Origin of the sequence: Streptomyces sp. NPDC006463, from assembly GCF_042870715.1 — a bacterium.
In the GTDB taxonomy this organism is placed as follows: domain Bacteria; phylum Actinomycetota; class Actinomycetes; order Streptomycetales; family Streptomycetaceae; genus Streptomyces.
The window spans coordinates 18,471-44,766 of sequence record NZ_JBIAHP010000024.1; the positions used below are offsets into that span (position 1 = coordinate 18,471).

Sequence of the window (26,296 nt, forward strand, 5' to 3'; positions counted from 1 at the left end):
GGGCGGTTCACCGCCTTGCCGCGCATCGCCACCACCGGACGGGGCGCGTCAGGCCGGGTCCGCCGACTCGGGCGGCCGCGGAACACTGCTCTCCGCCTACGCGCAGGGCCGCCCCGGGCCTCTCCGGCGACGCCCGACGGGTGCTGCCGGCCGCGGCGGGCGTCGCGGTGGACGGGCGGCTCCCGCGAAGGAGCACGCCGAACGACTCCTGTCGCTGCGGCTCTTTGCCCGCGCCGGCTGTCCGCCCCGGTCGGCTCCCTGTCCGTCGGACAGCGGCAGCGGCTGGCCCTGCGGGAGGCGGTGGAGCATCTCACTCCTCGACGTACAGGAACTCCGGCCCGTAGGTCTTCCCGCTGCCGTCGGGCAGCTCCAGCTGAACGAGCTTCCGCGCCTCGGTGCGCATCCCGCCCATGTGGGAGATCGCCGGGAACAGCAGGTCCGAGTCACCCGTCAGCCAGGCTTCCTCCAGCGAGCGCAGCATCGCGCTGAAATGCGTGTTGAACGCTCTGAGCACCTGCTGGACCTCGGGCGTGGGCGCGTTCGGCCCGCCGTTGGCCCAACCGCCCTCGGGCACCCGTCCCATGGGGAAGGCCGGGGGCAGCGGGACGTCGTCGCCCTTGAAGTCCCAGACGACCGGATTCTCCGACACCTTGATCAGTTTCTTGCCGTGGAACATCTCCCGGAACACGTAGAAGTGCGCCAGCTCGCCGGGCTTACCGGGGAAGGGGTTCTCGGGTGAGGCAGAGGTGCCCTCACCCTGCTCCTTGATGATCTCGATCGCGGCTCGCACCTTCTCGATGCTGTCGAGCGGAACGATCTTGTTGCCCTGGCCGTGGCTCTCAAGGGAGAAGTCGATCTGCCGGTCGCCGCTGATCAGGCCCTGGTGCGTCTCGAACGCCTCCTCGATCGCGGCATAGAAGGCCCCGATGGTGGCGAAGGTCTCGAACTGGGCGACCGGGTGCTCCGGGCGCTCGATCTCGGAGAACATCTCGACCGAGTCCTTGGTCAGCCCCTCCAGGAAGACGATGAGTTCGGGCCGCACGCCGCCCGGCAGCGCATGCTCGTACTTCGGCACCACCTTGGGGTCGGCGAGGACTGGCGTCCCTCCGATGGTGGTGAGCATGTTGCACACCAATCCCATATGGGTCATCTCATCGAAGATGATCTCCCGGATGTCCCTGGCTACCGCCGCGTTCGACTCCTTGATCGACCACAGGGCACTGGCGTACGGACCGATGGTCGCGATCTCCACCATGATCGCCTGCTGAAGGGAGTTCTTCAGCCACTCCGCATCGCGGTCCGCCGGGAGGACGCTCAGCAGCTCGACGATGGCGTTGCTCTCATACTCAAGGACCTGGGTCATGCCACACCTTTCTCATTTCTATACAGACGGGATGAAACGCTATCCATCCGGCAGGCCGTTCGAGCGAGGTGCGGGCGAGCCCCCGGACGGTCCACCCGATCGGGGCAGGCCGCCTCGAAGCCCGCGACCAGGAACCCACCTCGGCTCGCCCCCTCCATTACCGTCTTCGTCGGCCTGGCAATGGGAGTCCCGGCCGCCCTCCCTGCCGGCTTGTTCGCAGGTCAGGAGGTACTTCGTACTGTGGATGTGGCGATCGGTGCCGTGGGTGAGGCCGGCGAAAGCGCGACCGGAGGACGCAGGTGATCGACACCGGCGACATCGACCTCTGCCTCGGCCTGGACGTCGGCAAGGGCGAACACCACGCCGCCGCCGTCACACCGGTCGGCAAGAGGGCGTTCGACAAACGCACCCGGCCGTCCCGGCCCTGCTCGAACGGTTCGGGTCACCGGCCCATATCCGCAAAGCCGACTGACGCCGGCTGGTCACGCCGCTGCAACCGAAAGCACCGCGGATGGCCGAGCGCCTGATCGAGGCCTCTTCAGCGCCCTGGACGAACAGACCTGGCGTGCCTGGCACCGAAGCAGCCGCACCGATCCTCCCGAGCCTGGTCGGCTCCCCCTCGCCGCCGTCCTTGACCAGCGCAAACTCCTGGCTGGGCGAATAGAGGAACTGCTGGAGGCCCACCCTCTTTCCAAAGTCCTGATCTCGATGCCCGGAGTCGGCAGCAGAACCGGAGCCAGGATCCTCATCGACGCCGGCGACGGCAGCAACTTCCCCTCCGCCGCCCACTTCACCGCCTATACCGGGCTCGCCCCGGCAACCTCAACCCAGACTCCTCGATCCGCGGCGAACGCCCCCGCCACCCTCGCCGCCCTGCCTCCAGGGCCCACCACGACAAGAAAGCCCCCCTGTGCCTCTTCACGCGGACACGCCACAACTGTGACACGCGCCACAGCGCTCCTGCTGATACGTATAGGGAGAGCCGAACCGAAGGTGGAGCGATGGTCAGAAGCCGACGGGACATCAACTCCCTGAGCCCGAGCGAGCTGAGCGACTACATCCACGCGATCGAAATCCTGCGCGCACGCTCGGCCGCCGATCCGGACGACGCGAGCGGATACGACTTCCAGGCTGCGCTCCACAACGACGGGTCCGTCGGCCCGTGCGAACACGGCAGCGACCTGTTCCTGCCGTGGCACCGGGCTCACCTGCACTACTTCGAGAAGCTGCTGCAGGCGGCGGACCCACCCAGAACGGCGAATGTCACCGTGCCGTATTGGGACTGGATCCATCCCCAGGCGACGGGCAAGTTCCCGGCCGCGTTCTCGCAGCCCGGGCTGGACTCCAGCCGTAACGAGAACCTGTCGACGCCGCTGCCGGCGAACACCCTCGACATCGTGCTCCACGAGAACAACCAGGCCGAGTTCGGCGGCTACGTGAAGGGCTCGCCGATCGGCAACAAGGGCCGGCTGGAGCGGGGCCCGCACGACTACATGCATCCCAACTTCATCGGCGGCCTGATGTCGGTCCCGACCACGGCCGCGATGGACCCGATCTACTTCAGCTTCCACTGCTTCATCGACCTGCTCTGGGCCGAATGGCAGCGGCGCCACGCGATGCCCGCCCCGACCTCTCCGCAGAGCAAGCTGCGCGGCTTCCTGACGCAGCCCAAACACAAGGTCGCGGACTTCGCCGACACGCTCGCGCTGGACTACCGGTACGAGTACACCGATCGGCTCAACGCCGCGTTCGACGTACTCGCTCCGCCCACCCCGCTCCCCCTCACGCCTCCGCTGCTGGAGACGGTCCCGCTCACTCCGGTGTCCGACGCCGGTCTCGTAACGGAGCTGCGCGAGAAGGGGCGGGTGCAGTTCGGCATCGCGGCGGCCGCGTCACACGCGGCACGGGGCAGGCGCGTGGGCCTGTGCCTGGAGAAGGTGAAGATCCCCCTGACGGGGAGCTATGTGCTGCGGGCGTTCTTCCATCCGGTCGACATCCCATACCTGCGCGACGAAGAGGAGTTCGCGAAACGCTTCGACATCGGGTACCTGGCGATGTGGCAGGCCCACCCGCACGGCGAGGGCACCGGACACCCCGGACACGACCACGGCCACCCCGGGACGGACACGCACGACCACGGCCACCCGGGACACGGAACGGAGCCGCACGACCACCCGACCGTGGTCACCGCGCGCTTCGACGTGACGACCGTGCTCGCCGCCACGGCCGAAGCCGAGGAGCACTTGCTGACGCTCCAGTACACGGCTTCACCCACGCCGCAGGGTGAGCCACAACAGCCACCCGAGCTGATCGGGGAGATCACACTCAACAGCGTTCTGGTGGAGGTGTACGGCTAGCATGCGCACTCCCGTGTTCGAGCTCCACATCCAGCCGATGTTCCGCGCCACCGACAAGGCCCACATGGGCTTCGCAGTCGATCTGTGGGACTACGACGACGTCGTGGCGAATGCCGACGCCATCCTGGCGCGGCTGCAGAGCGACATGCCGCCCACAGCGACCGGCGGCCCATGGCCGGAGGAGTGGATCACGCTCTTCCAGCGCTGGAAAGACGGCGCCCGCAAGCGTCTGGACCTCGGCACAGCCGCCTTCGCCTTCCAGCAGGGCACCACGAAGACCACCATCACCGCGACCGGTACCTTTCCGGCTGCCGGCGTCGTGGGCTGGCTGCAGCTGGAGAGCGAGTCGGTCACCTCCAAGACCTACGTCCTGTACTTCGAGGCCCCGGACGCCCCCGCGGGCGGCACGCCCCAGGCCTTCACCATGAAGGAGAGCTACCGTTCCACCGACACCCGGTCCGTCTTCGTCCACGACAGCGCCGGCACCCAGCAGCTTCACTGAGAGCTCCGCCCAGGCCTGCTGAGCATGGGATCGAACGGCACTGTCACGTTGACTGCCGGGCGTGGGATGATCTTGTGGTTGCACACAGAGCCACCGGAACTCGGTGGAGGTCATCTCCCACTGCGTGTGGCTGCACTTCCGGTTCCCGCTCAGCCCGACTCCGAACACGCCGAGGCCAACACCCCGTGGAGATCACGACCGGCCTGGGACGCCTGGACGTTGCAGCACCGGACCTGCGCTCCCGCATCGAGCGGACCCTGGACAGGTCCTGGCCGCGTTTGGTCGGGAACTTGGACTCGACGACGGCCCGGATGCGTCGAAGTAGCCATCCACCCCTGGAGCAACCACGAGGGCCGCGACGCCTTCGAGCAGCACGCCGACTCCCTCACCGACACCAGCGACTGGTACTACCGATGGGCCGAAGCCGACGGCTGCGTCACGGTCAAAGCCGTACCACGGCTCCCGAGTGCGCCGACCTGGCCCGCCACTCCCCCGCCGCCTTGGCCCCCGCCTTCGCCTCGGACTGCCTGCCCTCCGCCGTCGAACACTCCTCACCGTCCCTAGCCGCCGCTGTCCGGGGAGGACGCCCGCTCCGTGCGGCGGAAGGCAGCCCGGTAGGCGCTCGGGCGATGGCCGGTGTGGCGGGCGAAGAGAGCGGCGAAGGTGCCGGGGTCCTGGTAGCCGACGGCCGCCGCGACGGCGGCGACGGTGCGGTCGGTGGTCTCCAGAAGATGGCGGGCGCGGCGGACCCGTGAGGCCTGCAGATGGGCCAGCGGGCTTCGTCCGGTCTCTTCGGCGAAGCGGCGCAGCAGCGTGCGGGTGCTGACCCGGAAGGCGTCCGCGAGGGTGGCGAGGTCGTAGCGTTGGGCGAGGTTCTGGTCGAGCCGCCGCATGACCCGCTGGGAGAACTCCCGGCCGGGTTGCGGGAGGAGCCGAGGGTCGACGTACGGGGTCTGTGAGGTCCGCGCGTCGTCGACGAGCGCTACCCGGGCAGTGGTCCGGGCCACCCGGGCGCCGTTGTGCCGACGGATCAGGTCCAGTGCGAAGTCGTACATGGCGCTGAAGGCGGCCGTGGTCGTCACCCCTGTGTCGGTGACGACCAGGTGCTCGGGCCGTACGTCGGCGTCCGGGCAGCGCGCGGCCAGCTCGCCGGCGTGCAGCCAGGAGGTGGTGGCCCGGCGCCCGTCGAGGAGCCCGGCCTCCGCGAGCAGGAACGCGCCGACGCAGAGGGAGACGACGGCGGTGCCGGCGGCGGCCTGCGCGCGGATCGCCGCGATCTCGGGGGCGAGCCGGGCGAGCCGCGCGTCGAGGTCCGTATCCGGGTGCAGTTCGAAGCCGGGGACCACGAGGACGTCCAGCTCGTGCAAGGGACGCACGTCCAGGCTCGCGCCGCCCGACGCGGTGACCCGGCGGCGCGGCGAGATGACCGACACCAGGTAGCCGGGCGCGTCCGGTCCAGCGACGTGCCCGGCCATCGTCAACAGGTCGGGGACGCCAAACACTTCGGACGCGAAACAGCCCGGGTACGCCAGGACCCCGACCCGCAGCGCACCCGGTCCGGAGCCCGGACCCACGGCGTCCTCCGCCTGCGGCGCTGCCTGTGCCATCGCTCCCGTACCCCCTGGTCGCCGGCCGGACGCCGCTCGCGCACCTCGCGTGTGGCGAGATTACCCCCGACCTTGGCGAATCCCGCCCCTCAGCCGGCAGCCGACCCCAGGGACCAGGCGGCCCGCGCCGAGGACCCCACCTCCACTGTCATCGGTGCGCCGCCCGGGGCGTACAGCGAGACGTCCCCGTGTCCCATCAAAGGGCCATCCTGTACGCCGCGTTCGGGTGGGTCTGCGAAGGAGGGTCTCCGAGCCGGTCCTTGAGGGCATCACCGTCGTGAAGCTGAACCGGCGGCCCCGGCCCCGTGGGCGGCACGCACGGGCGTGCCGCCCGCGGGGATCACTTCGACTGGTAGACGCCGAAGACGTCGAGCACCAGGTCGGCGTCCTGATAGCCCTGGTTCCAGAAAGTGATGACGCCGTGGTCGCCGTCGCTCGCCTGCACCAGGTTCGGGACGGTCTCGCCGGACGTCCAGTTCAGGGTGGAGGAGCCGGGGCGCGGCCCGGCGGGCGCGGCGGGCTCGCCCTCCGCCGGCAGCGGGTAGGGGCTCGGCGCCACCGAGAGGTATCCGGTGCCGCCGGTCTCGGTGACGGTGGTGTTCAGCACGTACGCCTCGACACCCGTCGCTGCCTCGGGCGTGAACCCCTGCGTGATGTACTCCCGGGCCCGGAACCGGCCGCCGGGCCAACCGTAGGCCTCCACGCGGGTGTCGAGCGTCCGGAACGGGGTGAAGGGCAGGAAGGCGGCCCTACTGTCCTTGCTGTAGTAGCCGACGACGTCGACCACCACGTGGGCCGGCATCCACGACCCGTTGAAGACCTTGATCGTCCCGTCCGCGGCCACGGGCACGATCACAGCGTTGGCCACCGTCTGACCGGGCGCGAAGTTCAGGTTCGACGCCGTCGGGACCGGCCCGTCGCCGGAGAAGACGGTCAGGTGGCCCGGCCCCTCGGGTTCGGTCACCGTGAGGTTCAGCGCCACGGCTGTGATGCCCTGGGGCACCCCGCGCAGGCCACCGATCCGGGTCGTGAACGCGCTGCGGGCGGGGAGCCTGCCCACGGGCGCGCCGAGGCCCTCACGGGTGTCCACGAACCGGGCGGGCGTCATCGAGGTGTAGCCGCCCGCCGAGGCCCGGGTGAAGTAGCCGGTGACGTCGGCGATCAGGTCGACCGGCTTCGGTCCTCCGTTGTAGAGCTCCACGTAGCCGTCCTCGCCGACCGGCACGATCACCAGGTTCGGGATGGACCGGCCGGCTGTGTAGTTCAGGTTCGAGGTCCCCGGGCGGTCGTAGCCCGCGCCGGGCCACGCGGTCACGTACCCGCTGTCGACGGTCTCCGTCACCGTGACGTTGAGGGCGACCGCGGTGACGCCCGCCGGGACGGAGGCGTTGCCGGCCACTTTCACCCGGGCCGACCCCTGCCCGGCGACCTTGCCCGCGGGCGCGCCGGTGCCGTTGCGGGTGTCGAGGAGCCGGGTCGGGGTGTGTGGCGTGAAGTCGGAGCCGGGGGTGAGGAAGGCACCCCCGTTGGCGGCCTGGACGGCGTTGGCGGTGTCGGTCACCGTCACCTTCACCTGGTACTCGCCGGACTTGTCGTACGTATGCGAGTGGTGCAGCTCGGCGTTGCCCTGGGCGGTGACCGTGTCGGTCTTCCCGTCGCCCCAGTCGATGACGACGTCGAGCGCGAAGTCGGCGCTCGTGATCAGGGCGGTGAGCTCGATCCCGTGCGCGGTGTAGCTGGTGCCGCTGACGTCCACCGCGAGTGCGGGGTTGGCCCCCGCGTCCGGTGCGGCCTGCGTGGTCTGCGCGGTCTGCATGGTCTGCGCGGCCTGCGTGGTCTGCGCTGTCCGCGCGGTCTGCGGTGCGGCCGTCTTGGCGTTCCCCTCGGCGGCGGGCAGGGCGGTACGGATCGTGCGGTCGGCCGGGCTGTGAAAGCCCTCGGATGTGGATGCCTTGGCTATCGCCTCGGCCACGCCAGCCGCGACGGGTACGGGATCCGCCGCCTGCGCGGTGCCCGGGATGATGCCGAGACCGGCCGCCACGAGGGCAGCGGTCATTACGAGTCGGTGGTTGCGCACCGGCCCCCCAGTTGTGGTGATGAGCGAAGAGGGGCCAACGTACGGAAGGTCCCGGCCGAGGGTCACGGGCTTCTGGGCGATTCACCCCCTAAGGGCTAAGGCTTTACCGGCCGTGCGGTTTGCGATCGACAGGAGGCCGCCGCAATGGCGGCCCTGCGGGTGGGCCTGGGCGTACTGCCCGGTTGACCACGACATCCTGATCGCGCTGGACGCGGGATAGGGCGCACCCCGCATCGCCCGCTTCCTCAGCGACCTGCCCGCTGAAGTCCTCGGCGAAGTCCTCGGCCGGCGACGCCCGGATTGGGCCATGCCCGGCCGACGCACCCCCGCGTCTACGACTTCAAGGGCGGTCGACAACCGCCATCGAAGTGACCTGGGCCCGTCGATGCGGCCTCGTCACCGGGGGCGAAGAGGAAGCGAAGATCCTGAGGGCCTGGAGCGGTGGCTGCATTCCGTGGCGTCTGAGGCATGTGGATGGGGCGGGGCGGGCTGACCCGCGTGGGACGGCAACGCCGTGAATCGGTGCGGATGCAAGCGGTCCATCGGTCCGGCGGCGCTGCTAGCCAGGCGGGTCTTGCCGCTTAAGATTCAGGAGTGGAAATCGAACTGTCTGACTATATGAACGAACTGATCGGGCTGCAGGAAGCGAGCGACGAAGCGCATGCCGCGGTGAAGCGCCTTCAGGAGGAACGCGACGACTCGGGTCATCAGACCGAGGAGCAGCGCGTGGCCTTTCGGGACGCGTGGGAAGAGTGGCGTGAGGTCTGGGAGCCGCTGCAGGACACCCTGACCTACTACGCGGAGACGATGGGTCTGGACCGCGGCGAGCTGGAGGCCGCGGTGCAGAAGGCGGCAGGCCACGTCCCGCTGCCAGTCGAGGACTGACGGGCCCGCCGGCGGTCGAGGCCTGACGCGCGTTGCTCCGTACGCAGCCGCCGCGAAGGGGCGGTGACACCCACGGTGCCGCCCCGCTACCCGGGCCGGTAGGAGCCGTTCCAGATGACTGGAACGGGTCCCCGTCGGCGTCAGCGGTGCGCTGGGGACAGACCGCTCGCGAATCTGAGCCAGCAACAGGTCCATGAACTCGCTGTAGCGGTGCACCCCCATGCCTCGCACCGTCAGTACGAGTGGTCGACCGTGACGTCGGCCGACAGCCGCAGCGCCGCTTCGGCCGGCGCCCCGCGCAACCCCAGCAGGGTGAGGGCGACGGCGTCGATCACCGTGAGGTGGGCCAGCCGGCTGGCAACGGTTTCGAGTCCGAACACCAGGTCCTGGCCGCCGGCAACCAGCGTGCAGTCGCTGGACTCGCTCAGCGGCGAGCGGGCGTAGCTCGTGAGGGCGACCACCTGGGCCCCGGCCCGCCGCGCGCCCCGGGCGGCCTCCACCGTGCTGCGCGTGGCGCCCGTATGACTGATGGCCAGGCAGGCATCGGCGGATGTGAGTTGCGATGCGGCCAGCTGCGCAGTCAGCGGGTCGGCCGGAGCGTCGACCGCGCAGCCGAGCGCGCGCAGCCGGTAGGCGGTATCCAGCGCGACCGCGCCGGACAGTCCCGCGCCGACCACCAGTACCCGAGCGGCCGCGTCGATCAGTCCGGCCGCAGTGCGCAGCCGTTCCGGGGTCACCGTCGCCGCCACCCCGTCCAGCGCTTCCCGGGCGGCGCGGACCGTGTCGGCCAGGGCGCGGGCGGCCGGGTCCCGGTCCTGGGAGGGCTCATGCGCGGGTGCCTGCCGGGCGGCGGCGATCTTCAGCTCCTGGTACCCGCGGAACCCCAGTCGCTGGCAGGCCCGTACGACGGAGGACGGCGCGGTGCCGGCCAGCGCCGCGACATCGCTGACGCTGAGGTGCACCAGCTCCGAACCCTTGTCCAGGACGACCTGCGCCACCCGTGCCTCGGTGTCGCGCAGCTCGGACAGGTGGGCCCGGATGTGAGCGGCGAGCACCCCTCGCGTGCGCGCCGCCGACGTCATCCGTCCTGGGACGGCGTTGCAGCGGCTCCGTACGACTCGTAGAAGACGGTGCGCCGCCGGGGGCGCCGGCCCGGATGAGGCCGTTCCTGGGCCGGGTAGCCGACCGATACGAGCAAGGCGACGGCCAGGTCGTCGCGGTCGGCGATCCCGATCACCTTCTTCACTTTCGCCTCGTCCCAGCCGTTCATGGGCGAGGTCGCCAGGCCCATCCCGGTGGCGGCGAGCATCACGAAGGATGCGGCTATCACGGCGTCCTTGACCGCGTACTCCCGCAGCAGCCCACGCCGGTCCAGATCCTCCTGGAACGCCTGCGACGCGGCGGAGAACCCCGCAATGAACTCGTCGTTCCACGCTCCGCTGCGCCGCGCCTGCTCATATACGTCGCCGTGGTCCTCCCGCCAGGCCTGCGGCTCGGCGACGAAGACCAGGACGACCGGGGCCTCTTGGGGCTGCGGCTGGCCCCCGGTGGCCCAGGCCAGTCCTGCACGGCCCTCGTCACCGGACACCGCAACAATCGACCGGTCTTGAAGGTTCCAGCTGGTGGGAGCCTCGACGGCGAGATCGAGGAGCTCGTCGAGCATGCTCTGCGGGATGGGGTCGGGCAGGTAGTGGCGGACTGTGCGGCGGGTACGGATCGCTTCCGCGACGGACATCGTGTGCTTCGTCATGCCAGTAACTATTGGAGAGTCACTCCCCAACAGGAAGAAGGCACTTATTTGTGCGTTACTCTCCCCGCATGGAGACCACGGTGGAATCATCCGGGCTGCCGGCCGACGTCTACTCCGCGAAATGCCCTACACGCCAAGTCCTCGATCACATCTCCGGCAAGTGGACCATCCTGGTCGTAGATGCCCTCATCGAGGGAACCCTGCGCTACACCGACCTGCGCCGGCGCATCGAGGGCGTTTCACAGAAGATGCTCACCCAGACCCTGCGCTGCCTCGAAACCGACGGGTTCGTGACCCGCACCGTGTATCCCACCATCCCGCCCCGCGTCGAGTACGCCCTGACAGACCTCGGCCACAGCCTCGCGGAACCCATCACCTCACTGCGCCAGTGGACAGAAGCCCACATCAACGAGATCGAGCGAGCCAGGGCCCGCTCCAACACAGCGACCCCGACCAGCGGCCGCGAGTGCGCGGCGAGCACAGTTGCGTGACTGTTCGAGGGGGCACCACATGACGCAGCAAGGGACCATCACGATAGAGCTCTTGGACGGATCGGCCGCTGTGCAGGCCGGGAACGCGTTCGAGCTGATCTACGCCGAAGCGTTCGCCGAGCCTCCTTACAACGAGACCGACGACGATGTGGCCGCCGCCTTCCGCCGCTTCCCCGTACAGGCTCGCAATCCCACCTTTCGCGCTGCCTTGGCCCGTACCGAGGACGGCGAGCCGATCGGCATGGCGTACGGCCACCCGCTCGGGCCCGCCACGGTGTGGTGGGACGAACTGACCGAGCCCGTGCCCGACGACATGCGGCGCGAGGACGGGCAACGCACCTTCGGGCTCATGGAACTGAACGTCCACCCGGCGGGCAAGGCGGCGTCGGCCGCTTACCGGGCTTGGGGATACCGCAAGATCGGCGAGGCACGGCCGTGGGGCGAGGGCGCGGACCTCCATGACGTGATGCTGCTCGATCTGCACTGAAAGCAGTCCGTGAACTCGTGGTCCGCAGCCACCCGTCCACGTCCTGCTGGTCGCCGCATACTGGCGGACGAACCTCAGCTTGCGGCAGCTGGCCACGCTGTTCGGAGTGTCGAAGTCGGCCGCCTACCGCATCGTCGGCCGGCCCTTGCGGAGGGTGGCGGGTAGCTCCGCGTGATGTCCGCGGAATCCGATGCTGCGACACGGGTCTGGCTTCCGGCCAGGTGGATGTCGCGTACGGCCTCCGGTCCTCCTGGCGGGGGCTTGGCCTGGCTACCCGCGCGGTCCTCCTGGCGTCCCAGTACGCGGCGAGCGAGGGCGGGGAGGAGGCAGTGACCCAGGTGGAGCCGGGACCGGAGCCCCGGAACACGGTCACCGAGGAGGCGGTGACGAGCAGGCCGGCTGCCCTGCCGGACCGGTCGCGGCTGGGCGGTCCGTTCCCGGAGCGGGCCGACCCGAGGCGACGCTCGATGTACGCCACGGCACCTGGCGATCACCCCCGCAGGGTGACACGAGACGGGCCGGCGACGGGTGCGACTCAGCGCTCCGGGTGTGTTGTCCGCCGGGAGGCTACGTCGCCGTCGAGGACATGACCGAGCCGTCGCCGGGTGCCGCGACGGTGTCCAGCGGCCGGGTCAGCAGGGCGAAGGTGGAGTCCAGGCAGGCCGCGGCGCGGGCCGGATCGGAGTCGACCTTGCGCATGATCTGCAGGCCCTGGACCAGGTTGAGCAGCAGCTGCGCGCCCTGCCGCGGGGTGACGGCCGGAGCGAGCTCCCCGTCCCGCGCGGCCCGCTCCAACTGCGTCGTGAACGCCTCCTCGGCGTACCGGAGGTTCCGCCGGGCCAGCTTCGCGACCTCCTCGTCCTGCGGCAGCAGCTCGGCGATGCTGTTGACGCTGAAGCATCCGGCGCTGCCGGAGGCCGCGTCAGCGGCGAGGAGCCGGCCCAGGACGTCCCGGAGCCGAGGGAGCGCCGGCCCCTCGTCGTCGAGCGCGGTGCCGAGCAGCCGGGTCTGGTGGTCCAGGTAGCGGCCGAGGGCCCGGATGAACAGCTGGTGCTTGTCCCCGAACGCCGCGTAGATCGATCCGCGGCCCAGCCCCAGCTCCGCCACGAGGTCGCTCATCGCGGTCGCCTCGTAGCCCTTGTGCCAGAACAGGATCATCGCCCGGTCCAGGGTCGCTTCTTCGTCGAACGTGCGTGGTCTCGCCATGCACCCCACGGTAGCGAAGGTCGGCGGCCGGGGCAGCACATATTTGACCGCTCGTTCCAGAATGGGCTACGTTATGGAACGAGCAGTCCGGAACTCCTGAAGAGGAACCGGACCCACCCGCAAGACAGGCCCGTCAGGAGCGAGCGTCGTGAAGGTCGAGATCTATTCGGACCTGGTGTGTCCGTGGTGCTACATCGGCAAGCGCCGATTCGAGAAGGCCCTGGCCGCCTTTCCGGAGGCGGCGGGCGTCGACGTCGTCTACCGGCCGTTCCAGCTCAACCCCGCGGCCTCCGAGACGGCGGAACCCTCCGCGCACGTGTACGAGCGCAAGTTCGGTCGCCCCGCAGCGACCATCTTCGGCCCGCTGACCAGGGCCGCGGCCGCCGAGGGCATCACGTTCCGGATGGACGACGCCCTGGCAGCCAACACCTTCCAGGCGCACCGGCTGCTGTGGTTCGCCCGGCGGCACGGACGCCAGGCCGAGGTGAAGGAGCGCCTGCTGGCGCACTACTTCACCGACGGCGGAAACCTCGGCAACCGCGAGGCGCTCGCGGAGCTCGCCGAGGCGGCCGGCCTCGAGCGCACCGCGGCGCTGGCTTTCCTCGCCTCGTCCGAGGGAGCTGACGAGGTCCGCGCCGAACTTGCCGAAGCCGCCGCTCTCGGCGTCACCGCGGTCCCCACCTTCGTCATCGACGGCACCTTGGTGCTCCAGGGCGCCCAGAGCCCCGAGGTCCTGCTGGAAGCCCTGAAGAGGGCCGCGGCCGACCGCAGCGCCACCACCGCCTGATCCCACCGCACACCAGCACCCCACCACCTCGGTGCGCCCCCTCCAATTCCCCCCACCCAGCCCGGCTGCTCGGCAGCCCGGCACAGACTTGATCAAGGAGCTCCCCATGAAGGCAGCAGTCATCAACCAGTACGGCCAGGTCCGCGACGTCGTGCGGGTCACCGACGTGCCCGTCCCCGCCGTCGGGCCCCGCGACGTGCTCATCGAGGTCCGCGCGGCCGGGGTCAACCCGGTGGACCACCTGATCGTCAAGGGCTTCCTGAGCGCGGGTGAGCCGGCCCAGCCGCTGGTCATCGGCAGCGAGCTCGCCGGTGTGGTGAGCGAGGTCGGCGGCGAGGTCACCCGCTTCACCGTGGGCGACGAGGTCTTCTCCCGCGTCGACCCCCGCCTGGGCGGCGCCTTCGCCGAGTACGTTGCCGTGGACCAGTCGCTGGTCGCCGCCAAGCCGTCCGGCCTGACGTTCGAGGAGGCCGCCTCGCTGCCCCTGGTCGCGCTCACCGCCCTGCAGGCCCTGACCGAGCAGGCCGACGTACGGGCCGGGACCCGCGTGCTCATCCACGGCGCCGCCGGCGGCGTGGGCTCCGCCGCCGTCCAGATCGCCAAGCAGCTCGGGGCCGAGGTCGTGGCCACCGCCAGCGCCGGCAGCGTGGAACTGGTCCGCGAGCTCGGTGCCGACCGAGTGATCGACTACCGGGCCGAGAAGTTCGACGAGGTCGTCTCCGACGTCGACGTCGTACTGGACACCATCGGCGGCGAGACCCAGGAGCGGTCGTTCGGGGTGCTCAAGACCGGCGGCACGCTGGTCTCGATCGTCCCCATCGCGGACGCCGAGGCCAAGAAGGCGCAGTGGAACGTCGAGGCCCGCAGCTTCTTCATGCGCCCGCACGGCGAGCAGCTGGCCCGCCTCGCCGGCCTGGTGGAGTCCGGACAGCTCCGGCCGATCGTCGAGACGGTCTTCCCGCTCGACGAGACCTCCGAGGCCCTGCAGAAGGTGGAGCGAGGCGGCGCCCGCGGCAAGACCGTCATCGGCGTCCGCGCCTGACCGCGCCCCCGATCGCGGAGGCCGCCTACCGCCCCACGGTCGGCGGCCTCCGCGTTGCCCTGCCTGCGGCCCTTGCAAGGCGCTCAAGGAACACCCTCCTGAACGCCCGGGCCGTCGCCGACCCGTACGGCACCTTCCGGCTGGACATGGATAGGCGGCTCAACCTGCAGTTCGCGGTCGTGCCTCCCCTCACGGACACCGCCGGGCAGCCAGCCGCAGCGGTGCACGGCCCTCAGGTAGCGACCCCGGATCTGGGACCTTGCGATAGGGGCCGTCCCCTCCGCTGTCGTGCTGCGGCGTGTCGAAGGTGACCCAGTACAGCAACTCACCATCGAGCGCCTGGGCATGTTCGTTGGCGAGAATTGCGAAACCGTTCGTGGAACGGTCGCGGTGACCGTTCCACGAACTGAAGTCATTGAGTGCGTGAGGCAGTTGAGCAAGAGGTGGCAGCCACCATCGTGACCTCGGCTAGCGGCTCATTGGCCCTTCTCGGTGGTCATGGCGATCAGGCCGTGGGCGGTGTTTTCGGCGGAGAAGATCTCGGACATCTCGACCCCGTTGAAAGTGACGTCCTCGGCGCTGCGGAGGAACATGGCGTGCTCGTACTCGGTGAGGGCGGCCTCGATGGCGTCGGGGTTGGCGGCGAGGGCCTTGGCGAGTTCGGCGCCGTCGAGCAGGGCGAGGTTGGCGCCTTCGCCGTTCGGGGCCGCGAGGTGGGCGGCGTCGCCGATCAGGGTCACCCCCGCCACCCGGTCCCACCGGTGCCCGGTCGGCAGAGCGTAGTGGGGACGCAGGACCGGCCCGGTATCGCCGTCAGTTATGAGCGCGGTGAGCTCCGGCGCCCAGCCGTCGAACTCCTGCGCGATCCGCGCGGTGGCCGCTGCGGCGTCCGTGAAATCGATGGCAGCGAACCAGTCCTGCGGCCTGGCCAATGCCACGTAGGTGTGCAGCGTGTCGCCGCTTTCCCGGTGGGCGAAGATCTCCCTGCCCGGCGCGGGCGCGATCAGCATCCCGCCGCCGACCGCCTTCGCGGCGGCCGGGTGTCGGGTGTCGGCGTCGAACAGGTACGTCTCGACGAACGACGTGCCGGTGTACTCGGGTGTGGCAGTGGAGAGCAGCGGCCGAACCCGTGACCACGCGCCGTCCGCGCCGACCAGCAGGCTGGTGACGAGGGTGCCTCCGTCGGCGAACGTCACCTCGTGGCGCCCCTCGCCGATGGCGCGTATGCTGCTGGCCTTGCGCCCCCATCGGACGGTGCCGGCCGGGAGCGAGTCGATCAGGATCCGGCGCAGTTCACTGCGCTGTGCCTCTGGGCGTCCGCCCGTGCCGTCGTCGGCTTTGTCGAGCAGGACGGTCCCGTCCGGGTCGAGGACCCGCATCGCCTCACGGCCTTCCAGGACGATGGCGTGGAACTCGTCCATCAGACCGGCCTCCTTGAGGGCGAGCTGCCCGTTGTAGTCGTGGATGTCGAGCATCCCGCCCTGCGGGCGCGCCGTCGGGGACGGCTCCGCCTCATAGACCGCGGCAGGGATTCCGTGGACGTGAAGGACGCGGGCCAGCGTGAGTCCGCCGAGTCCCGCGCCGATGATCGTGACGGGCGTGTACATGGTGGCTCCTTCGGGATCCGGCCGGCCGGTGAGTTCCGGGCGGCCGTTTCACGAAAGGTTCCAGGGCGCGCCGACGAGCCACCGACATCGGACCGACACCCCCGACAGATGACTGACATCGCGGCTCTGGCAGCCCATCACCCTGACTCAGAGCGCCGATCAGTCGAGGAGGCGCAGCGCAGGATCTGATACGTCGACTTCGTGCAAGGGGCGCACGTCCAGGCTCGTGCCGCCCGAGGCGGTGACCCGGAGCCGTGGCGAGATGACCGACACACGGTGGCCGGGCGCGTCCGGTCCAGCGACGTGCCCGGCCATCGCCAACAGGTCGGGGACGCCGAACACTTCGTACGCTGCGGCGGCCCGCGTCGGCTCATGGTTCGAGTCAGTCAGTCCGGAGCAGGGCGTGTAGCTCGGCGGTGTCGATGAGGTGGGCCCGTGAGGGGAAGACTTGATGGAGCAGGACGTTGTGGAGGTCGGTGTCTGGGTCGGCGACGCCGTCGGACAGGACGTAGAGCTGGTAGTCGCGGTCGGCGGCGTCGATGACGGTAGACAGGACGGCGCCGCTGGTACTGATGCCGGAGACGACGAGAGTGGTGATGCAGCGCTCGCGCAGCTGCTGGTCGAGGTCGGTGGTGGACATGCCGCCGTAGCGAACCTTGCGCACGGTGATGTCGCCCTCTTGGGGAGCCAGGCGCTCGTGGATGGCGGTGGCAGGGTCCTCGTGGTGCATTACGCGGTGTTGGGCCAGCGGACCGAAGGACTTGTTGACGGCCGGGATCGCGTCCCAGTCGGCCTCGGTGAAGCCGACGCGTACGTAGGCGATGGTGCCGCCTTTCGCGCGAACGTGGGCGATGGCCCCTTCCACGCGACCGAGCAGGGCTTTGCCGTCCCCTTCGGGCACGAGGGCCAGGATCGCGGGCTGGTAGTCCATGACGAGAAGAGCGGTCTGCGCGGGGTCGAGGGCGGGGACAGGGCTCACGTAAGAGTTCTCCTTACTGGTGTGTGTCTGGTCGACGCGGACACGCGTCGGCGGGCCAGCTGCGGCTTGCGGGCGTCAGCGGCGAGTGGGGTATGTCATGAATCGCTACGGGCCAGTTCCGGCTCGGACGCGACGTGGTCGTGTCGCGGCAGCAGGAGCGGGGTGGTGAGGATGAGCAGTCCCGCGACCGTGAGAGCGGTACGTGGGCTGGTGACGTCGGCGAGCAGCCCGCCGAGCGCGGTGATGAGGGCGATGGACGCCTGCTGGCCGATCGACCAGGCCGTCAGCGTGCGGGCGACGAGATGCTTGGGGGTGTGTTCGAGCCGGTAGGTGGCGAGCACCGGGGTGTAGAGGCTCATGTTGATGATGATCGCCAGCTCGACAGCGATCACGGTGACGAGGCCGACGACGCCGGGGCGGACGAAGACCAGGCCGATCAGCCAGATGACGCGCAGGGTGCCGACGGTCCGGAAGACGGCGTGCCGGCCGTAGCGGGCCACGACACGGCGGGCCAGCCGGGAGCCGATGAGTCCGCCGACGCAGGGGGCGGCGAAGGCGAGGGCGTACTGCCAGGGCGGGAAGCCGAGCTGGCGCAAGAGGAGCACGGCGAGCAGCGGCTCGGTGGCCATGATCAAACCGGCGACGAGCATTTGGTTGAGGTAGAGCGCCCGCAGACCGGGCTCGCCCATGATGTGACGCCAGCCTTCGGCCAGCGCGCCCGCCCGGACCGGGCTCTTGTCGCTTGCCTGCGGCGCTTCCTCCCGGCCGCGGATCGCGGTGATGCTCAACGCGGAGACCAGGTAGCTGAGCGCGTCGGCCACCACGGTGGTGACCGGCCCGAACAGGTCGATCGCCGCTCCGCCCAGCGGGGGCCCGACCGCGATAGAGCTCCAGTTCGTGGACTCGAACCGCGCGTTGGCCACGAGCAGGTCATCCGGCCGGACGAGGGCCTTGAGGTAGGCGCCGCTGGCCGCGTTGAACGCGATCTTGGCCGCAGCGACCACCGCAGAGACCACGAGCAGCTGGACGAAACCGAGCCGGCCGAAGGCGTAGGCGGCCGGGATCGTCGCCATGGCCGCGAAGCGGGTCAGGTCCATCGCGATCATGACCGGGCGCTTGCGCCGGAACTCCATCCACGGCGCGAGCGGCACCGCGATCAGCGCGCCCACCGCTGGCCCCGCCGCGGACAGCGCGGACACCTCGGCGGGGCCAGCGTGCAACACCAGCACGGCGACCAGTGGTAATGCCCCGAACCCCAGCCCGGACCCGTACGCGCTCACCGCGTACGCCGCCCACAGCCAGCCGAACTGTCGGCCCAACGCTCTCCTGCCCAGCATGCTCAGCGCGCCCCTCGCCATCCCACTCGAACAAACCGACGTTGACCGATGAGAGCTAAGCGAGCAGCACAACCACAGGTCAAACAACTGCAATGCCGTCTCTCCACAACCGTCTGTTGTTCACTAAGGTGGGTCGGCATGGATCTCGAAGCTGTACGCACCTTCGCCGCCATCGCGGATGCGGGCCAGTTCCAGAAGGCCGCCGCCGACCTGTCGATCACCCAGCAGGCTGTCTCCAAGCGCATCGCCGCGCTGGAAAGCAGCCTCGGTGTGCGGCTGTTCACCCGCACACCGCGGGGCGCCGAGCTCACCATCGACGGGCAGGCGTTCCTGCCCCACGCGCGCGATCTGCTGCGCGCCGCCGAGCGCGCGGTCGCGTCCGTGCGCGCCGGCCGCCGTCCGCTGCGCGTTGACGTGATCGCCTCGCGCGGCGCGGCGTCGGGCCTGATGCGCGGCTTCCACCACGCGCACCCCGAGATCGACCTCGACGTGGTGATGCTGCTCGACATCGAGACGGCCGTCGCCTCCATCCGGTCGGGTGAGATCGACGCGTCCTTCCGCGCCGTCGCCGCGCCCGGCCGGTACCTTCCCGAGGACATCGAGTCCGTCCGGGTGCTCGACGAACCGCTCCAGCTCCTCGCCGGCTCCGCCCACGCGCTGGCCGCTGCCCGGTCCGTGACCCTCACCCAGCTCGCCGGACACCGGATCTGGATGCCCGGCATCGTCCCCGGTAGCGAGTGGGCCGCCTACTACGACGACCTCGTGGCCGAGTTCGGCCTCACCATCGAGGCGACCGGCCCCAACTTCGGCTCCGACGCGCTCCTCGACACCGTCGCCGACACCCCGGCCCTGGCCACCTTCATGGGCGAGCACACCCGCCTCGTCTGGCCCGCCGGCCACGGCCTGCGCCGCATCCCGGTCACCGACCCCACCCCTGTCTACCCGCACTCGCTCCTGTGGCACCGCGACAGCCCCCACCCAGCCCTGGCCACCCTCCGCGCCCACCTCACCGCCACAACCGCCACAACCGCCACAACTGCCGCAACTGCCGGCGACGACACCGCCGGGACCTGGGTACCGGGCTGGGTGACTCCGCGCTGAACGGCTCCGCGTCTTCGATCGTCGTGGTCGGGATCGACGGACGGTAACTCAGGGGGCCGGCATGGGCGGCCATCGGCACGCTCCACTCCTGCTCTCCGCCCACCGCGAGGTACGGCGACACCGTCTCTGACCTGCTCACGCTCGCCCGGGTTCGGCTCTGTCGGGCGCAGGCGGTCAACGGCGGGCGTCGCCGGGGGCGAGCAACCTGGTCAGCCCGGAGATCGCCTCCGGGGAGGGCTTGAAGTAGCGGCGGGCGTTCTCCGGCTTCTCGTGCCGGGACTTCGCCATCAGCATCAGCAGCGAGGCGCCCTGTTCCCCGAGGTGGGTCAGCGAGGAGTGGCGGTACTCGTGTAGGTCCCATCCTGTCCTCGGCCCGCGGATGGAGGGGGGCTCGTCCAGCAGCGCGCGGGCCTATCCGTACGACAGGCGGGCCAGCCCGCTGTCCGGGCACGCGGCGCGGGGCGGACGACCTTGCCCGGCCCCGGCCGGCGATGGGTAACGAACACCGGCCCGCGTGTACGGCCCTTGAGGAGCCTGGGCAGCAGCCGGGCGGTGCCCGTCCCAGTAGACGCTCTCCGGCACGTAGTCCTCACGCGCCAGGCTCGGGCGGCGGGCCATGGTCCGGGCGCCTTGGAAGCGCCGAATGAGCCTGCGGAGCGTGACGAGGCGCGCGGCGAGGTAGACGTAGAGGTCCACGACCCTTCCGCTCCGCTCTGTGCAGCGTCGGAGCGAGTGGTCCGCGGCGAACTCTCCCCGAGCGGGCAGGAGTGCAGCGAACTGGTCCCCCAGGGAGTTCGAGCAGGCAAGCGGGCTCATCGTCAGCCAGTTACTCCTGCCGGGCCGTCGCCAGGAACTGGTCTCCGCTGACCAGAACCGCTTCGGTCAGGACCCGCCCGAAGCCGCCCGCGGACCCGCTGGTGATCAACCTTGCGCAAGTCACCTCAAGCTTGAGACCCATCGGTCGTCACCGTCACCTGCGATGTGTCGATGTATCCGCCGCGCATCAGTCATATTGTGCTGAATCAACGATGCCGGCCAGGGGTGATGGCCGAATCCGTGCAGGTCAGCCAGCACCGATGTTCGTGGATGGGTGAAGCTCCTCCGGGAGGGACCCATGCCGGAGGTAACATGCCGCACCACGCGAAACCCCAGCTACTCGGGCGGAACCGGGAGCTGGAGGCGCTGGACCGCCTGCAAGGGCTTGCCCAAGGTCGCCTTCGGCTTACCCGGTCAGGTCCGCTGACAGAACAGGGTGCGGCGGGGCTTGCCCGGCTTCCCTGGGCGGAGGAACCTCCGAGGTACCCGGCCTCGTCACCAGCCGCCAGCGCACCGAGCAGATCGTGGCACAGACCCTCGGCACCCCTTGCGATCCCTGACAGCCGCATGCCGCCGTCCAAGTACCGAGAGCCGCAGTACCGATGTTCCCAAGCTCCGGGCCGGACAAGGGCGAGATGCAAGAGGTGCGTACTGGATCAGCAGTCGTCGGCACCCGACCAACCGGAGGACAGGTTGCCGCTGTAGATCCATCCGTGTTGGATCTTCGTCCGCTGTCGGCTGTGGCAAGGTGCTCGCATGTCCAACCCCATCGCGTACCCGATCTTCCGCACCACCGATCCCGTACTGGCGCTGCACGTGGCGCGTCAGCTTGTGGCAGTGGGCGACCGGCAGTACACGGAGGTGTCAGTGGACGTCGAGCTGTGCACCGTCCCGGAGGTGTTGCGGATACGCGAGGCGCTGCCGGATGCCTGGTTCCGGAAAGAGGATGTCGAGGACTGGGCGCGGGATCCTTCCGACCCGACGGGTTTGCACGGCGGAGTCCACGCGCCCGAGCTTTCCATAGATCCGGACTTCCTCTCCCCGCACCTGCCGCTCTGGGCGTCAATGGAATACCGGCCCGTGGGCAGCGTCGAGGAGGACTTCGCTGCCTTGGTCGGCCCGAACATCGGCGAGATCTGGTGGTCCAGCTTGATCTGGCCCGATGTACCGGACCGTGGCATCCACGGCGAACCCAACAACGCCCGGGTCTCTTTGCTGTTCAACTGCCGAGCCCAAGGCCCCGACCAGCGCTCCGATGACCACACTGTGCTCGTCCACGTGCGCCGCAGGAATCGCGACGGGTCCGAGGAACGGCACGCCTCCTGGCTGGCAGAGCAGATCGGTCAGTCCGTCATCGGCCCACCCCAGGAGTAATCCCCCGATCGGCCCAGACGCTCCAGGTCGATCACGTGACTGTTCCGGCCACGCATCATTTCAGCTGGACATGGGGCGGGGCGGACTGAGTGATGCAGAGTGGGAACGGCTGCGGCGGTTCCTGCCAGTCAGTAATGGGCGTTGCGGCTGGTGGCGTGATCACCGGCAGGTGATCAACGGGATTCTTCACGGGGTGCGGACCGGGGTGCAGTGGCGTGACCTGCCCAAACGGTTCGGGCCATGCAAGACGGTCTAGATCGACTGGGACATCTCGGTGGACTACACCATCGCGCGAGCGCATCAGCACGCGGCCGGCGCCCGCACCGACCCGCCGCCAGCCGTCACGCCAACGGGGGTCGAACCGCAAGAACATCAGGGCGAAACCACCGGGCAGCGTCGGCATGCCCTCCTGGTGGAGGTGGCTCGGCAGGTGAGGCTCTGGGCCGCTCGCGCGGCGGGTTCACCACCAAGCTTCGCCTGAGCGCGGACGGCCGATGCCGCCCGCTGACACTGATCGTCACACCAGGGCAGCGGGCAGACTGCACCCAGTTCCAGGCCGTGCTGGATAAGATCCGCGTCCCGAAACTCGGGGCGGGCAGGCCCCGCAGGAAGCCCGACAACCTTGCGGAGGACAAGGCCTACCTGCGAAAAACGCGGCATCCGGAACACCATCCCGGAGAAGACCGACAGCCAGGCCGCCCGCCTCCGCAGAGGCTCACGCGGCGGACGGCCGCCTGGCTTCGAGGGAGAGCGGTACAAGAAACGCAACACCGTCGAACGAGCCATCAACCAACTCAAGAACGCCCGAGCCGTTGCCACTCGCTACGACAAACGCGGCTACGTCTACCTCTGCACCGCAACCGCCGCAGGTCTCGTCATCTGGCTCCCGCACGTGATCGCCCGGACAGGTCCTAACGCTGTGACCGGAAACGCTCACCGGCCCGGGGCCCGGGGCATCCACCGGATTTTATGACACGGAGGGTTTGCTCGTTCCGTTAGGGTGCGCCGAATGGACGACAGCACTTCATGGCAGCACTCAACGACGACTCAGACCCTGTACTTCCATCCTGACTATCTCGATGCAGTACGCGCCGAACAGAAGACGACCACGGTACGTTTCCGTGACCCGGTGGAGACGGGCCCGGTGAGCCTGGTGTTCGAGTTGGACGACGAGGTGGCACTACCGGGTGTCGTCACGCAGGTCACTGCTAAGACGATTGCCCAGCTGAGCGAGTCGGACGCCCGAGCGGACGGCTTCCGTGATCTCGCCGAGCTTCACGACAGACTGCGGTTTCACTACCCCCAGATCGAGCCGACCGACACCATCGCCATCGTGCACTTCCGGTTGGCGAAATGAGTGAGTGACCTCAGGCATCGACTGGAGTGCCTCCCCGCGTGATCACGCCGCTTCGGGACGTGGCCGGCCCCAGCGCTGCTGACGTTCACTGCGGATGCGGGCACGTTCACGGCGCTGGGCGGCCAGGACGTCGGGGTGGCGGGCATTGTTGTTGCGCCGGCTCAGGTAGGCGTGCAGGACCCGAGTCTGGGCGGTGTGGTTGGGATGGTTCGAGTTGGCCAGGGTGAACTGCCGCAGCGGTCCGAAGTGGGCCTCGATGGGGTTGGCCCAGGACGCGTAGGTGGGTGTGAAGCACAGCTCGACCTTGTTCTTCACGGCCCACCTGCGGATTCTCCAGTTCAGGTGGGCGGAGAGGTTGTCGAGGATCACCTAGACTGGGGCGCCGTCCGGACGGGCAGCTCGGATCGACCGGAGGGCGGCCCAGGTGCGGTCGATGCCCTTGCGGCGCCGGTTGACACCTCACAGCTTGTCGTCGCCGACCGAGTAGCAGCCGTGGAAGTAGGTGATTCCGTGGGTGCGGCGGTAGGTGGCCGGCAGCCGGTCGGGCCGGCCCTGTTTCTGCCAGCAGGAGCCGGCGGTGGGGCGGATACCCAGCGGCCCGAACTCGTCGAAGGCGAACGTGCGGTCCGGACGCTCGCTGACCGCGTACTCGATCCGGGCCAGCTTGGCATCGAACGGCGGATCCGGATCCGGGACTCCTTCCAGGTCTTCGTGCGCTGGAAGGAGACCCCGCGGCGGGCCAGGAGGCAGCGCAGGGCCTCCCGGCCGATCCGGACGGGCCGGGAGATGTTGCGCCGCAGGTGATCAGCGAGTTTGCGGATTGACCAGCGGGTGAAGGGCTTGCCCAACACGGTCGGGCGGGTGGTGGCCGTCTGGACGACGAAGTCCTCGTCGTCACGGTTGAGAAGGCGGGGACGACCTCCCGCCCACCGAGGGTTGAGGCATGCGAGACCGATCTCGTTGAAGCGGTGAATCACATCGCGGACGGTGTCCTCGTCTGCCTGGACCAACCGTGCGATCACCGGGACCGAGTTCCCGCCGGCCGAGGCCAGCAGCATCATCGCCCGCCGGAACCGCACCGAGCTCGTGCTGCCCCGCCGAACGATGTGCTCGTACGCAACGAAACACAGCAGGTCCCGGAGTCGGAGAAGCAGTTGCGGGCAACCGTGGTCAAGCTCAGGGCGAGCGTCGCGAACCAGCGGGCCGAGAAAAGAGTTCCGCCAGCTGGTGACCAGGCCCCAACAGAGGCTGCCTCCACGTCCACAAGCAGACTCCGGCCGCTGTCAGTGCCGGGCCGGAGGATCAATCATCTAGCGGCCTTGTGTCCGGCGGGTCTTGGAGCCGCCGACCCGGGTCTCCAGCAGTACGCCCATCAGCTCGGTCTCGCCGGGCCCGGTGAGCAGCCGCTTGGGCACGATCAGCAGGCCGGCCTTCCAGCCGAGGCGGCCGGTCACGACGTAGACCCGCTCCGTCTCGTAGGAGCGGTGAATGGTGCGCCACGGCATCCGCATGAATTCCTCGCCGCCACGGGAGACGACGAAGCCGGCGTCGTCAATGACGGCCTGCTTCTCTCCCGTGGCCTGGTCGGCGCGGAACGCGCGGCTGGCGAGCAGCGGGGGCAGGAACGTGCCGAGCGCACCGTAGACCAGAGCGAGTGTCAGCAGGCCGGCGTTGACCGGGCCGCCGTGAGCGGAGGGCCTCAGGCTCAGCGCCGCCATCAGGACCGCGGCCACCACGATGAGCCACCGCAGGCGCCGGAACCACCCGGTGGCTGCAACTGCCTCGTCGAATTCCTCCCGCGTCAGGATTCCGCTGAAGGTGATGGTTGCCTGTCGTATGTCGTCCACGAGCGCGGAGCCTACAGGTACGCGCTCGACCCGCTCCGCCATCCGGTACTGCCTGGCCCCGGTCACCGAAATGGCAGCACCATCACCCACGGCGAGGTGGTCTCCCCTGACGCCCGAGAAGACGCGCTGAACCAGGACCGGCAGCGGATCGCGGAGCAGAAGCGCACCGCCGCCTCCCCTACTCGCCGGGGAGCGGTCCTCCGACGGAACTGTCGTGGCAGGAGGGGGAGCCCGCGCGCGGGTGCAGGCGGACGGATTCACGGCGGAAGGGGATCAGCTCGGGGAAGAGCTTCTCCACGTCCACCGGGCGGGCTGGGGTATGACGGGGCATGCACCGAACTCTAGGAGCGGGGTACGACAGCCACGAACCGGCCAGTGCGCGAACCGTGCCGGCTGGTCGGTGGGGCGCTCAGTCGTGGTAGGCGGCGGTCGCGAGCTGGACGAACGAGCGGATCAGTGGATTCGTGTCAGCCTCGTTCCATGCCGCCACGACGTGGCTCGGTGGCATGTCGGTCAGGGGCAGCACGGTGAGCCCTTCGGGCGGCTCGTGGTCCAGGAGAGTCATGCCGACCGTGCCGTTCCAGAGGACGGCCTGCCGGCATTCGACGACGGCGCGCACCACCGGACCCTCACGAGCTTCTCCTCCGTTCCAGTACGACTGCCAGGCGGAGTCGGTGCCCTTCGGGAAGACGAACCAGCGGCGGTCGGCCAGGTCGGACAGCTTCAGGGTGTCACGACCGGCCAGCGGATCGTCGGTGCGCAGCAGTGCGCCCACCGGGTCGGCACGCAGTTCGTGCACGGTGAGGCCGGTGCCGTCGAACGGCCCACGGGTCAGGGCGACGTCGACCAGTCCGGCGCTCAGCCCGCAGGTGGGATCTGTCAGGTCGGACTCCCGGATGCGGACCTCGACGTGCGGGTGGCGTCGGCGGTAGGCGCCGGCCAACCGCGTTATGCCTGGGTCCGTGCTGTCGCCCAGGATGCCGACGGTGATGGTAGCGGCGCCGGCCGCCGCGGCCACGCGTTCGCTTACCCGATCGGCCTGGTCGAGAAGGGCGCGCGCCTCGTCGAGCAGCACCGCCCCCACCACAGTGAGCGTGACACCGGCGGACGATCGGTCGAACAGCGTGGCGCCGACCTCTTTTTCCAGCCCCTTGATCGCCCGGCTCAGGGGCGGCTGACTCATGTGCATCCGGGCGGCGGCCCGGCCGAAGTGGAGTTCCTCGGCGACCGCCACGAAGTAGCGCAGCGTGCGTAGCTCCATGGTGCAACGATACCCAGGGGGTATCGAGGTCGTGGAACGGGTCTTGGACAGTCGCGGCGCCCA

General features: G+C 69.6%; 20 protein-coding genes and 7 pseudogenes. 13 read left to right on the forward strand and 14 right to left on the reverse strand.

The genetic code is table 11. The annotated features are described in order from the left end of the window. Window positions 1-310 precede the first annotated feature (310 nt). Window positions 311-1,363: a ferritin-like protein gene (locus ACFYOB_RS32815; RefSeq protein WP_388566252.1), complete on the reverse strand. Its 1,053-nt coding sequence runs from the start codon at window positions 1,361-1,363 to the stop codon at window positions 311-313. A gap of 391 nt (window positions 1,364-1,754) precedes the next feature. Between ACFYOB_RS32815 and ACFYOB_RS32820 the strand changes: the two are divergent. From ACFYOB_RS32820 to ACFYOB_RS32830, 3 genes and pseudogenes are all read left to right on the forward strand, one after another. Beyond that, a pseudogene (locus tag ACFYOB_RS32820) lies at window positions 1,755-2,265 on the forward strand (transposase); the annotation flags it as partial. A gap of 99 nt (window positions 2,266-2,364) precedes the next feature. After that, window positions 2,365-3,720, forward strand: coding sequence for a tyrosinase family protein (locus tag ACFYOB_RS32825; protein ID WP_388566541.1), 1,356 nt, complete (start codon window positions 2,365-2,367; stop codon window positions 3,718-3,720). A gap of 1 nt (window position 3,721) precedes the next feature. Continuing rightward, window positions 3,722-4,222: a hypothetical protein gene (locus ACFYOB_RS32830; protein WP_388566255.1), complete on the forward strand. Its 501-nt coding sequence runs from the start codon at window positions 3,722-3,724 to the stop codon at window positions 4,220-4,222. A 560-nt stretch (window positions 4,223-4,782) separates the two neighbouring features. On the opposite strand, the gene ACFYOB_RS32835 is transcribed toward ACFYOB_RS32830, so the two are convergent. Continuing rightward, window positions 4,783-5,829, reverse strand: a complete 1,047-nt coding sequence (locus tag ACFYOB_RS32835) for a GlxA family transcriptional regulator (protein WP_388566257.1) — start codon at window positions 5,827-5,829, stop codon at window positions 4,783-4,785. 340 nt (window positions 5,830-6,169) lie between these two features. Further along, on the reverse strand, window positions 6,170-7,885 hold the full coding sequence (locus ACFYOB_RS32840) for a PKD domain-containing protein (protein ID WP_388566260.1): 1,716 nt from the start codon (window positions 7,883-7,885) through the stop codon (window positions 6,170-6,172). Between the two features lie 615 nt (window positions 7,886-8,500). Here ACFYOB_RS32840 and ACFYOB_RS32845 point away from each other — a divergent pair. Further along, entirely contained in the window at window positions 8,501-8,791 is a 291-nt protein-coding gene (locus tag ACFYOB_RS32845; protein ID WP_388566262.1) for a hypothetical protein, read from the forward strand. Between the two features lie 233 nt (window positions 8,792-9,024). Here ACFYOB_RS32845 and ACFYOB_RS32850 read toward each other — a convergent pair whose 3' ends face one another. Continuing rightward, window positions 9,025-9,873, reverse strand: coding sequence for a MurR/RpiR family transcriptional regulator (locus tag ACFYOB_RS32850; RefSeq protein WP_388566264.1), 849 nt, complete (start codon window positions 9,871-9,873; stop codon window positions 9,025-9,027). Then, on the reverse strand, window positions 9,870-10,541 hold the full coding sequence (locus ACFYOB_RS32855) for a nitroreductase family protein (protein ID WP_388566266.1): 672 nt from the start codon (window positions 10,539-10,541) through the stop codon (window positions 9,870-9,872). Before ACFYOB_RS32855 ends, ACFYOB_RS32850 begins: the two co-directional genes overlap by 4 nt. A 68-nt stretch (window positions 10,542-10,609) precedes the next feature. Here ACFYOB_RS32855 and ACFYOB_RS32860 point away from each other — a divergent pair, with 68 nt between their 5' ends. The 3 genes and pseudogenes from ACFYOB_RS32860 to ACFYOB_RS32870 form a co-directional block, all read left to right on the forward strand. Further along, the gene (locus ACFYOB_RS32860; RefSeq protein WP_388566269.1) at window positions 10,610-11,032 is read left to right on the forward strand and encodes a winged helix-turn-helix transcriptional regulator; all 423 of its coding nucleotides are present in this window, start codon (window positions 10,610-10,612) and stop codon (window positions 11,030-11,032) included. 19 nt (window positions 11,033-11,051) lie between these two features. Further along, window positions 11,052-11,519, forward strand: a complete 468-nt coding sequence (locus ACFYOB_RS32865; protein ID WP_388566272.1) for a GNAT family N-acetyltransferase — start codon at window positions 11,052-11,054, stop codon at window positions 11,517-11,519. A 43-nt stretch (window positions 11,520-11,562) separates the two neighbouring features. Continuing rightward, window positions 11,563-11,655: pseudogene (locus tag ACFYOB_RS32870) on the forward strand (transposase family protein); the annotation flags it as partial. Between the two features lie 431 nt (window positions 11,656-12,086). Here ACFYOB_RS32870 and ACFYOB_RS32875 read toward each other — a convergent pair. Then, the gene (locus ACFYOB_RS32875; RefSeq protein ID WP_388566274.1) at window positions 12,087-12,725 is read right to left on the reverse strand and encodes a TetR/AcrR family transcriptional regulator; all 639 of its coding nucleotides are present in this window, start codon (window positions 12,723-12,725) and stop codon (window positions 12,087-12,089) included. Window positions 12,726-12,870: 145 nt separating this feature from the next. Between ACFYOB_RS32875 and ACFYOB_RS32880 the strand changes: the two are divergent. Both ACFYOB_RS32880 and ACFYOB_RS32885 read left to right on the forward strand, forming a co-directional pair. Next, window positions 12,871-13,512 (forward strand): annotated as a pseudogene (locus ACFYOB_RS32880) (DsbA family oxidoreductase); the annotation flags it as partial. A gap of 106 nt (window positions 13,513-13,618) precedes the next feature. After that, window positions 13,619-14,554, forward strand: coding sequence for an NADP-dependent oxidoreductase (locus tag ACFYOB_RS32885; RefSeq protein ID WP_388566277.1), 936 nt, complete (start codon window positions 13,619-13,621; stop codon window positions 14,552-14,554). A gap of 476 nt (window positions 14,555-15,030) precedes the next feature. Here the strand turns inward: ACFYOB_RS32885 and ACFYOB_RS32890 are convergent, their stop codons facing one another. From ACFYOB_RS32890 to ACFYOB_RS32900, 3 genes are all read right to left on the reverse strand, one after another. Beyond that, entirely contained in the window at window positions 15,031-16,161 is a 1,131-nt protein-coding gene (locus tag ACFYOB_RS32890; protein ID WP_388566280.1) for an FAD-dependent oxidoreductase, read from the reverse strand. A 382-nt stretch (window positions 16,162-16,543) separates the two neighbouring features. Further along, window positions 16,544-17,140 carry a cysteine hydrolase family protein gene (locus ACFYOB_RS32895; protein ID WP_388566283.1) on the reverse strand — a complete coding sequence of 199 codons (597 nt, stop codon included), beginning with the start codon at window positions 17,138-17,140 and terminating at the stop codon, window positions 16,544-16,546. Between the two features lie 95 nt (window positions 17,141-17,235). Further along, a complete protein-coding gene (locus ACFYOB_RS32900; protein ID WP_388566285.1) occupies window positions 17,236-18,477 on the reverse strand; it encodes an MFS transporter in 1,242 nt (413 codons plus the stop codon). 138 nt (window positions 18,478-18,615) lie between these two features. Here ACFYOB_RS32900 and ACFYOB_RS32905 point away from each other — a divergent pair, with 138 nt between their 5' ends. Next, on the forward strand, window positions 18,616-19,578 hold the full coding sequence (locus ACFYOB_RS32905) for a LysR family transcriptional regulator (protein WP_388566288.1): 963 nt from the start codon (window positions 18,616-18,618) through the stop codon (window positions 19,576-19,578). A gap of 174 nt (window positions 19,579-19,752) precedes the next feature. Here the strand turns inward: ACFYOB_RS32905 and ACFYOB_RS32910 are convergent. Further along, window positions 19,753-20,211 (reverse strand): annotated as a pseudogene (locus tag ACFYOB_RS32910) (site-specific integrase); the annotation flags it as partial. A 939-nt stretch (window positions 20,212-21,150) separates the two neighbouring features. On the opposite strand from ACFYOB_RS32910, the gene ACFYOB_RS32915 reads away from it, so the two are divergent. The 3 genes and pseudogenes from ACFYOB_RS32915 to ACFYOB_RS32925 all read left to right on the forward strand — a co-directional run bounded on the left by ACFYOB_RS32915 (window position 21,151) and on the right by ACFYOB_RS32925 (window position 23,125). Beyond that, entirely contained in the window at window positions 21,151-21,768 is a 618-nt protein-coding gene (locus ACFYOB_RS32915) for a hypothetical protein (RefSeq protein ID WP_388566290.1), read from the forward strand. A 70-nt stretch (window positions 21,769-21,838) separates the two neighbouring features. Then, window positions 21,839-22,741, forward strand: a pseudogene (locus tag ACFYOB_RS32920) (IS5 family transposase). Window positions 22,742-22,777: 36 nt separating this feature from the next. Beyond that, window positions 22,778-23,125, forward strand: a complete 348-nt coding sequence (locus ACFYOB_RS32925; RefSeq protein WP_388566292.1) for an ASCH domain-containing protein — start codon at window positions 22,778-22,780, stop codon at window positions 23,123-23,125. A 42-nt stretch (window positions 23,126-23,167) separates the two neighbouring features. Here ACFYOB_RS32925 and ACFYOB_RS32930 read toward each other — a convergent pair. The 4 genes and pseudogenes from ACFYOB_RS32930 to ACFYOB_RS32945 form a co-directional block, all read right to left on the reverse strand. Next, window positions 23,168-24,186, reverse strand: a pseudogene (locus tag ACFYOB_RS32930) (IS630 family transposase). A gap of 249 nt (window positions 24,187-24,435) precedes the next feature. Then, on the reverse strand, window positions 24,436-24,972 hold the full coding sequence (locus ACFYOB_RS32935) for a YcxB family protein (protein ID WP_388566294.1): 537 nt from the start codon (window positions 24,970-24,972) through the stop codon (window positions 24,436-24,438). A gap of 190 nt (window positions 24,973-25,162) precedes the next feature. Then, window positions 25,163-25,303 (reverse strand): annotated as a pseudogene (locus tag ACFYOB_RS32940) (DUF1963 domain-containing protein); the annotation flags it as partial. 78 nt (window positions 25,304-25,381) lie between these two features. Next, a complete protein-coding gene (locus ACFYOB_RS32945; RefSeq protein ID WP_388566296.1) occupies window positions 25,382-26,233 on the reverse strand; it encodes a LysR family transcriptional regulator in 852 nt (283 codons plus the stop codon). Window positions 26,234-26,296: the final 63 nt, after the last annotated feature.

What these genes read in the sequence shown, in the direction of transcription:
- ACFYOB_RS32815 (WP_388566252.1), bottom strand. Translation starts at nt 1,363, where the DNA reads ATGACCCAGGTCCTTGAGTATGAGAGCAACGCCATCGTCGAGCTGCTG.
- ACFYOB_RS32900 (WP_388566285.1), bottom strand. Translation starts at nt 18,477, where the DNA reads ATGCTGGGCAGGAGAGCGTTGGGCCGACAGTTCGGCTGGCTGTGGGCG.
- ACFYOB_RS32850 (WP_388566264.1), bottom strand. Translation starts at nt 9,873, where the DNA reads ATGACGTCGGCGGCGCGCACGCGAGGGGTGCTCGCCGCTCACATCCGG.
- ACFYOB_RS32855 (WP_388566266.1), bottom strand. Translation starts at nt 10,541, where the DNA reads ATGACGAAGCACACGATGTCCGTCGCGGAAGCGATCCGTACCCGCCGC.
- ACFYOB_RS32915 (WP_388566290.1), top strand. Translation starts at nt 21,151, where the DNA reads ATGTCCAACCCCATCGCGTACCCGATCTTCCGCACCACCGATCCCGTA.
- ACFYOB_RS32830 (WP_388566255.1), top strand. Translation starts at nt 3,722, where the DNA reads ATGCGCACTCCCGTGTTCGAGCTCCACATCCAGCCGATGTTCCGCGCC.
- ACFYOB_RS32905 (WP_388566288.1), top strand. Translation starts at nt 18,616, where the DNA reads ATGGATCTCGAAGCTGTACGCACCTTCGCCGCCATCGCGGATGCGGGC.
- ACFYOB_RS32860 (WP_388566269.1), top strand. Translation starts at nt 10,610, where the DNA reads ATGGAGACCACGGTGGAATCATCCGGGCTGCCGGCCGACGTCTACTCC.
- ACFYOB_RS32865 (WP_388566272.1), top strand. Translation starts at nt 11,052, where the DNA reads ATGACGCAGCAAGGGACCATCACGATAGAGCTCTTGGACGGATCGGCC.
- ACFYOB_RS32840 (WP_388566260.1), bottom strand. Translation starts at nt 7,885, where the DNA reads ATGACCGCTGCCCTCGTGGCGGCCGGTCTCGGCATCATCCCGGGCACC.
- ACFYOB_RS32890 (WP_388566280.1), bottom strand. Translation starts at nt 16,161, where the DNA reads ATGTACACGCCCGTCACGATCATCGGCGCGGGACTCGGCGGACTCACG.
- ACFYOB_RS32835 (WP_388566257.1), bottom strand. Translation starts at nt 5,829, where the DNA reads ATGGCACAGGCAGCGCCGCAGGCGGAGGACGCCGTGGGTCCGGGCTCC.
- ACFYOB_RS32825 (WP_388566541.1), top strand. Translation starts at nt 2,365, where the DNA reads ATGGTCAGAAGCCGACGGGACATCAACTCCCTGAGCCCGAGCGAGCTG.
- ACFYOB_RS32885 (WP_388566277.1), top strand. Translation starts at nt 13,619, where the DNA reads ATGAAGGCAGCAGTCATCAACCAGTACGGCCAGGTCCGCGACGTCGTG.
- ACFYOB_RS32945 (WP_388566296.1), bottom strand. Translation starts at nt 26,233, where the DNA reads ATGGAGCTACGCACGCTGCGCTACTTCGTGGCGGTCGCCGAGGAACTC.
- ACFYOB_RS32925 (WP_388566292.1), top strand. Translation starts at nt 22,778, where the DNA reads ATGGACGACAGCACTTCATGGCAGCACTCAACGACGACTCAGACCCTG.
- ACFYOB_RS32875 (WP_388566274.1), bottom strand. Translation starts at nt 12,725, where the DNA reads ATGGCGAGACCACGCACGTTCGACGAAGAAGCGACCCTGGACCGGGCG.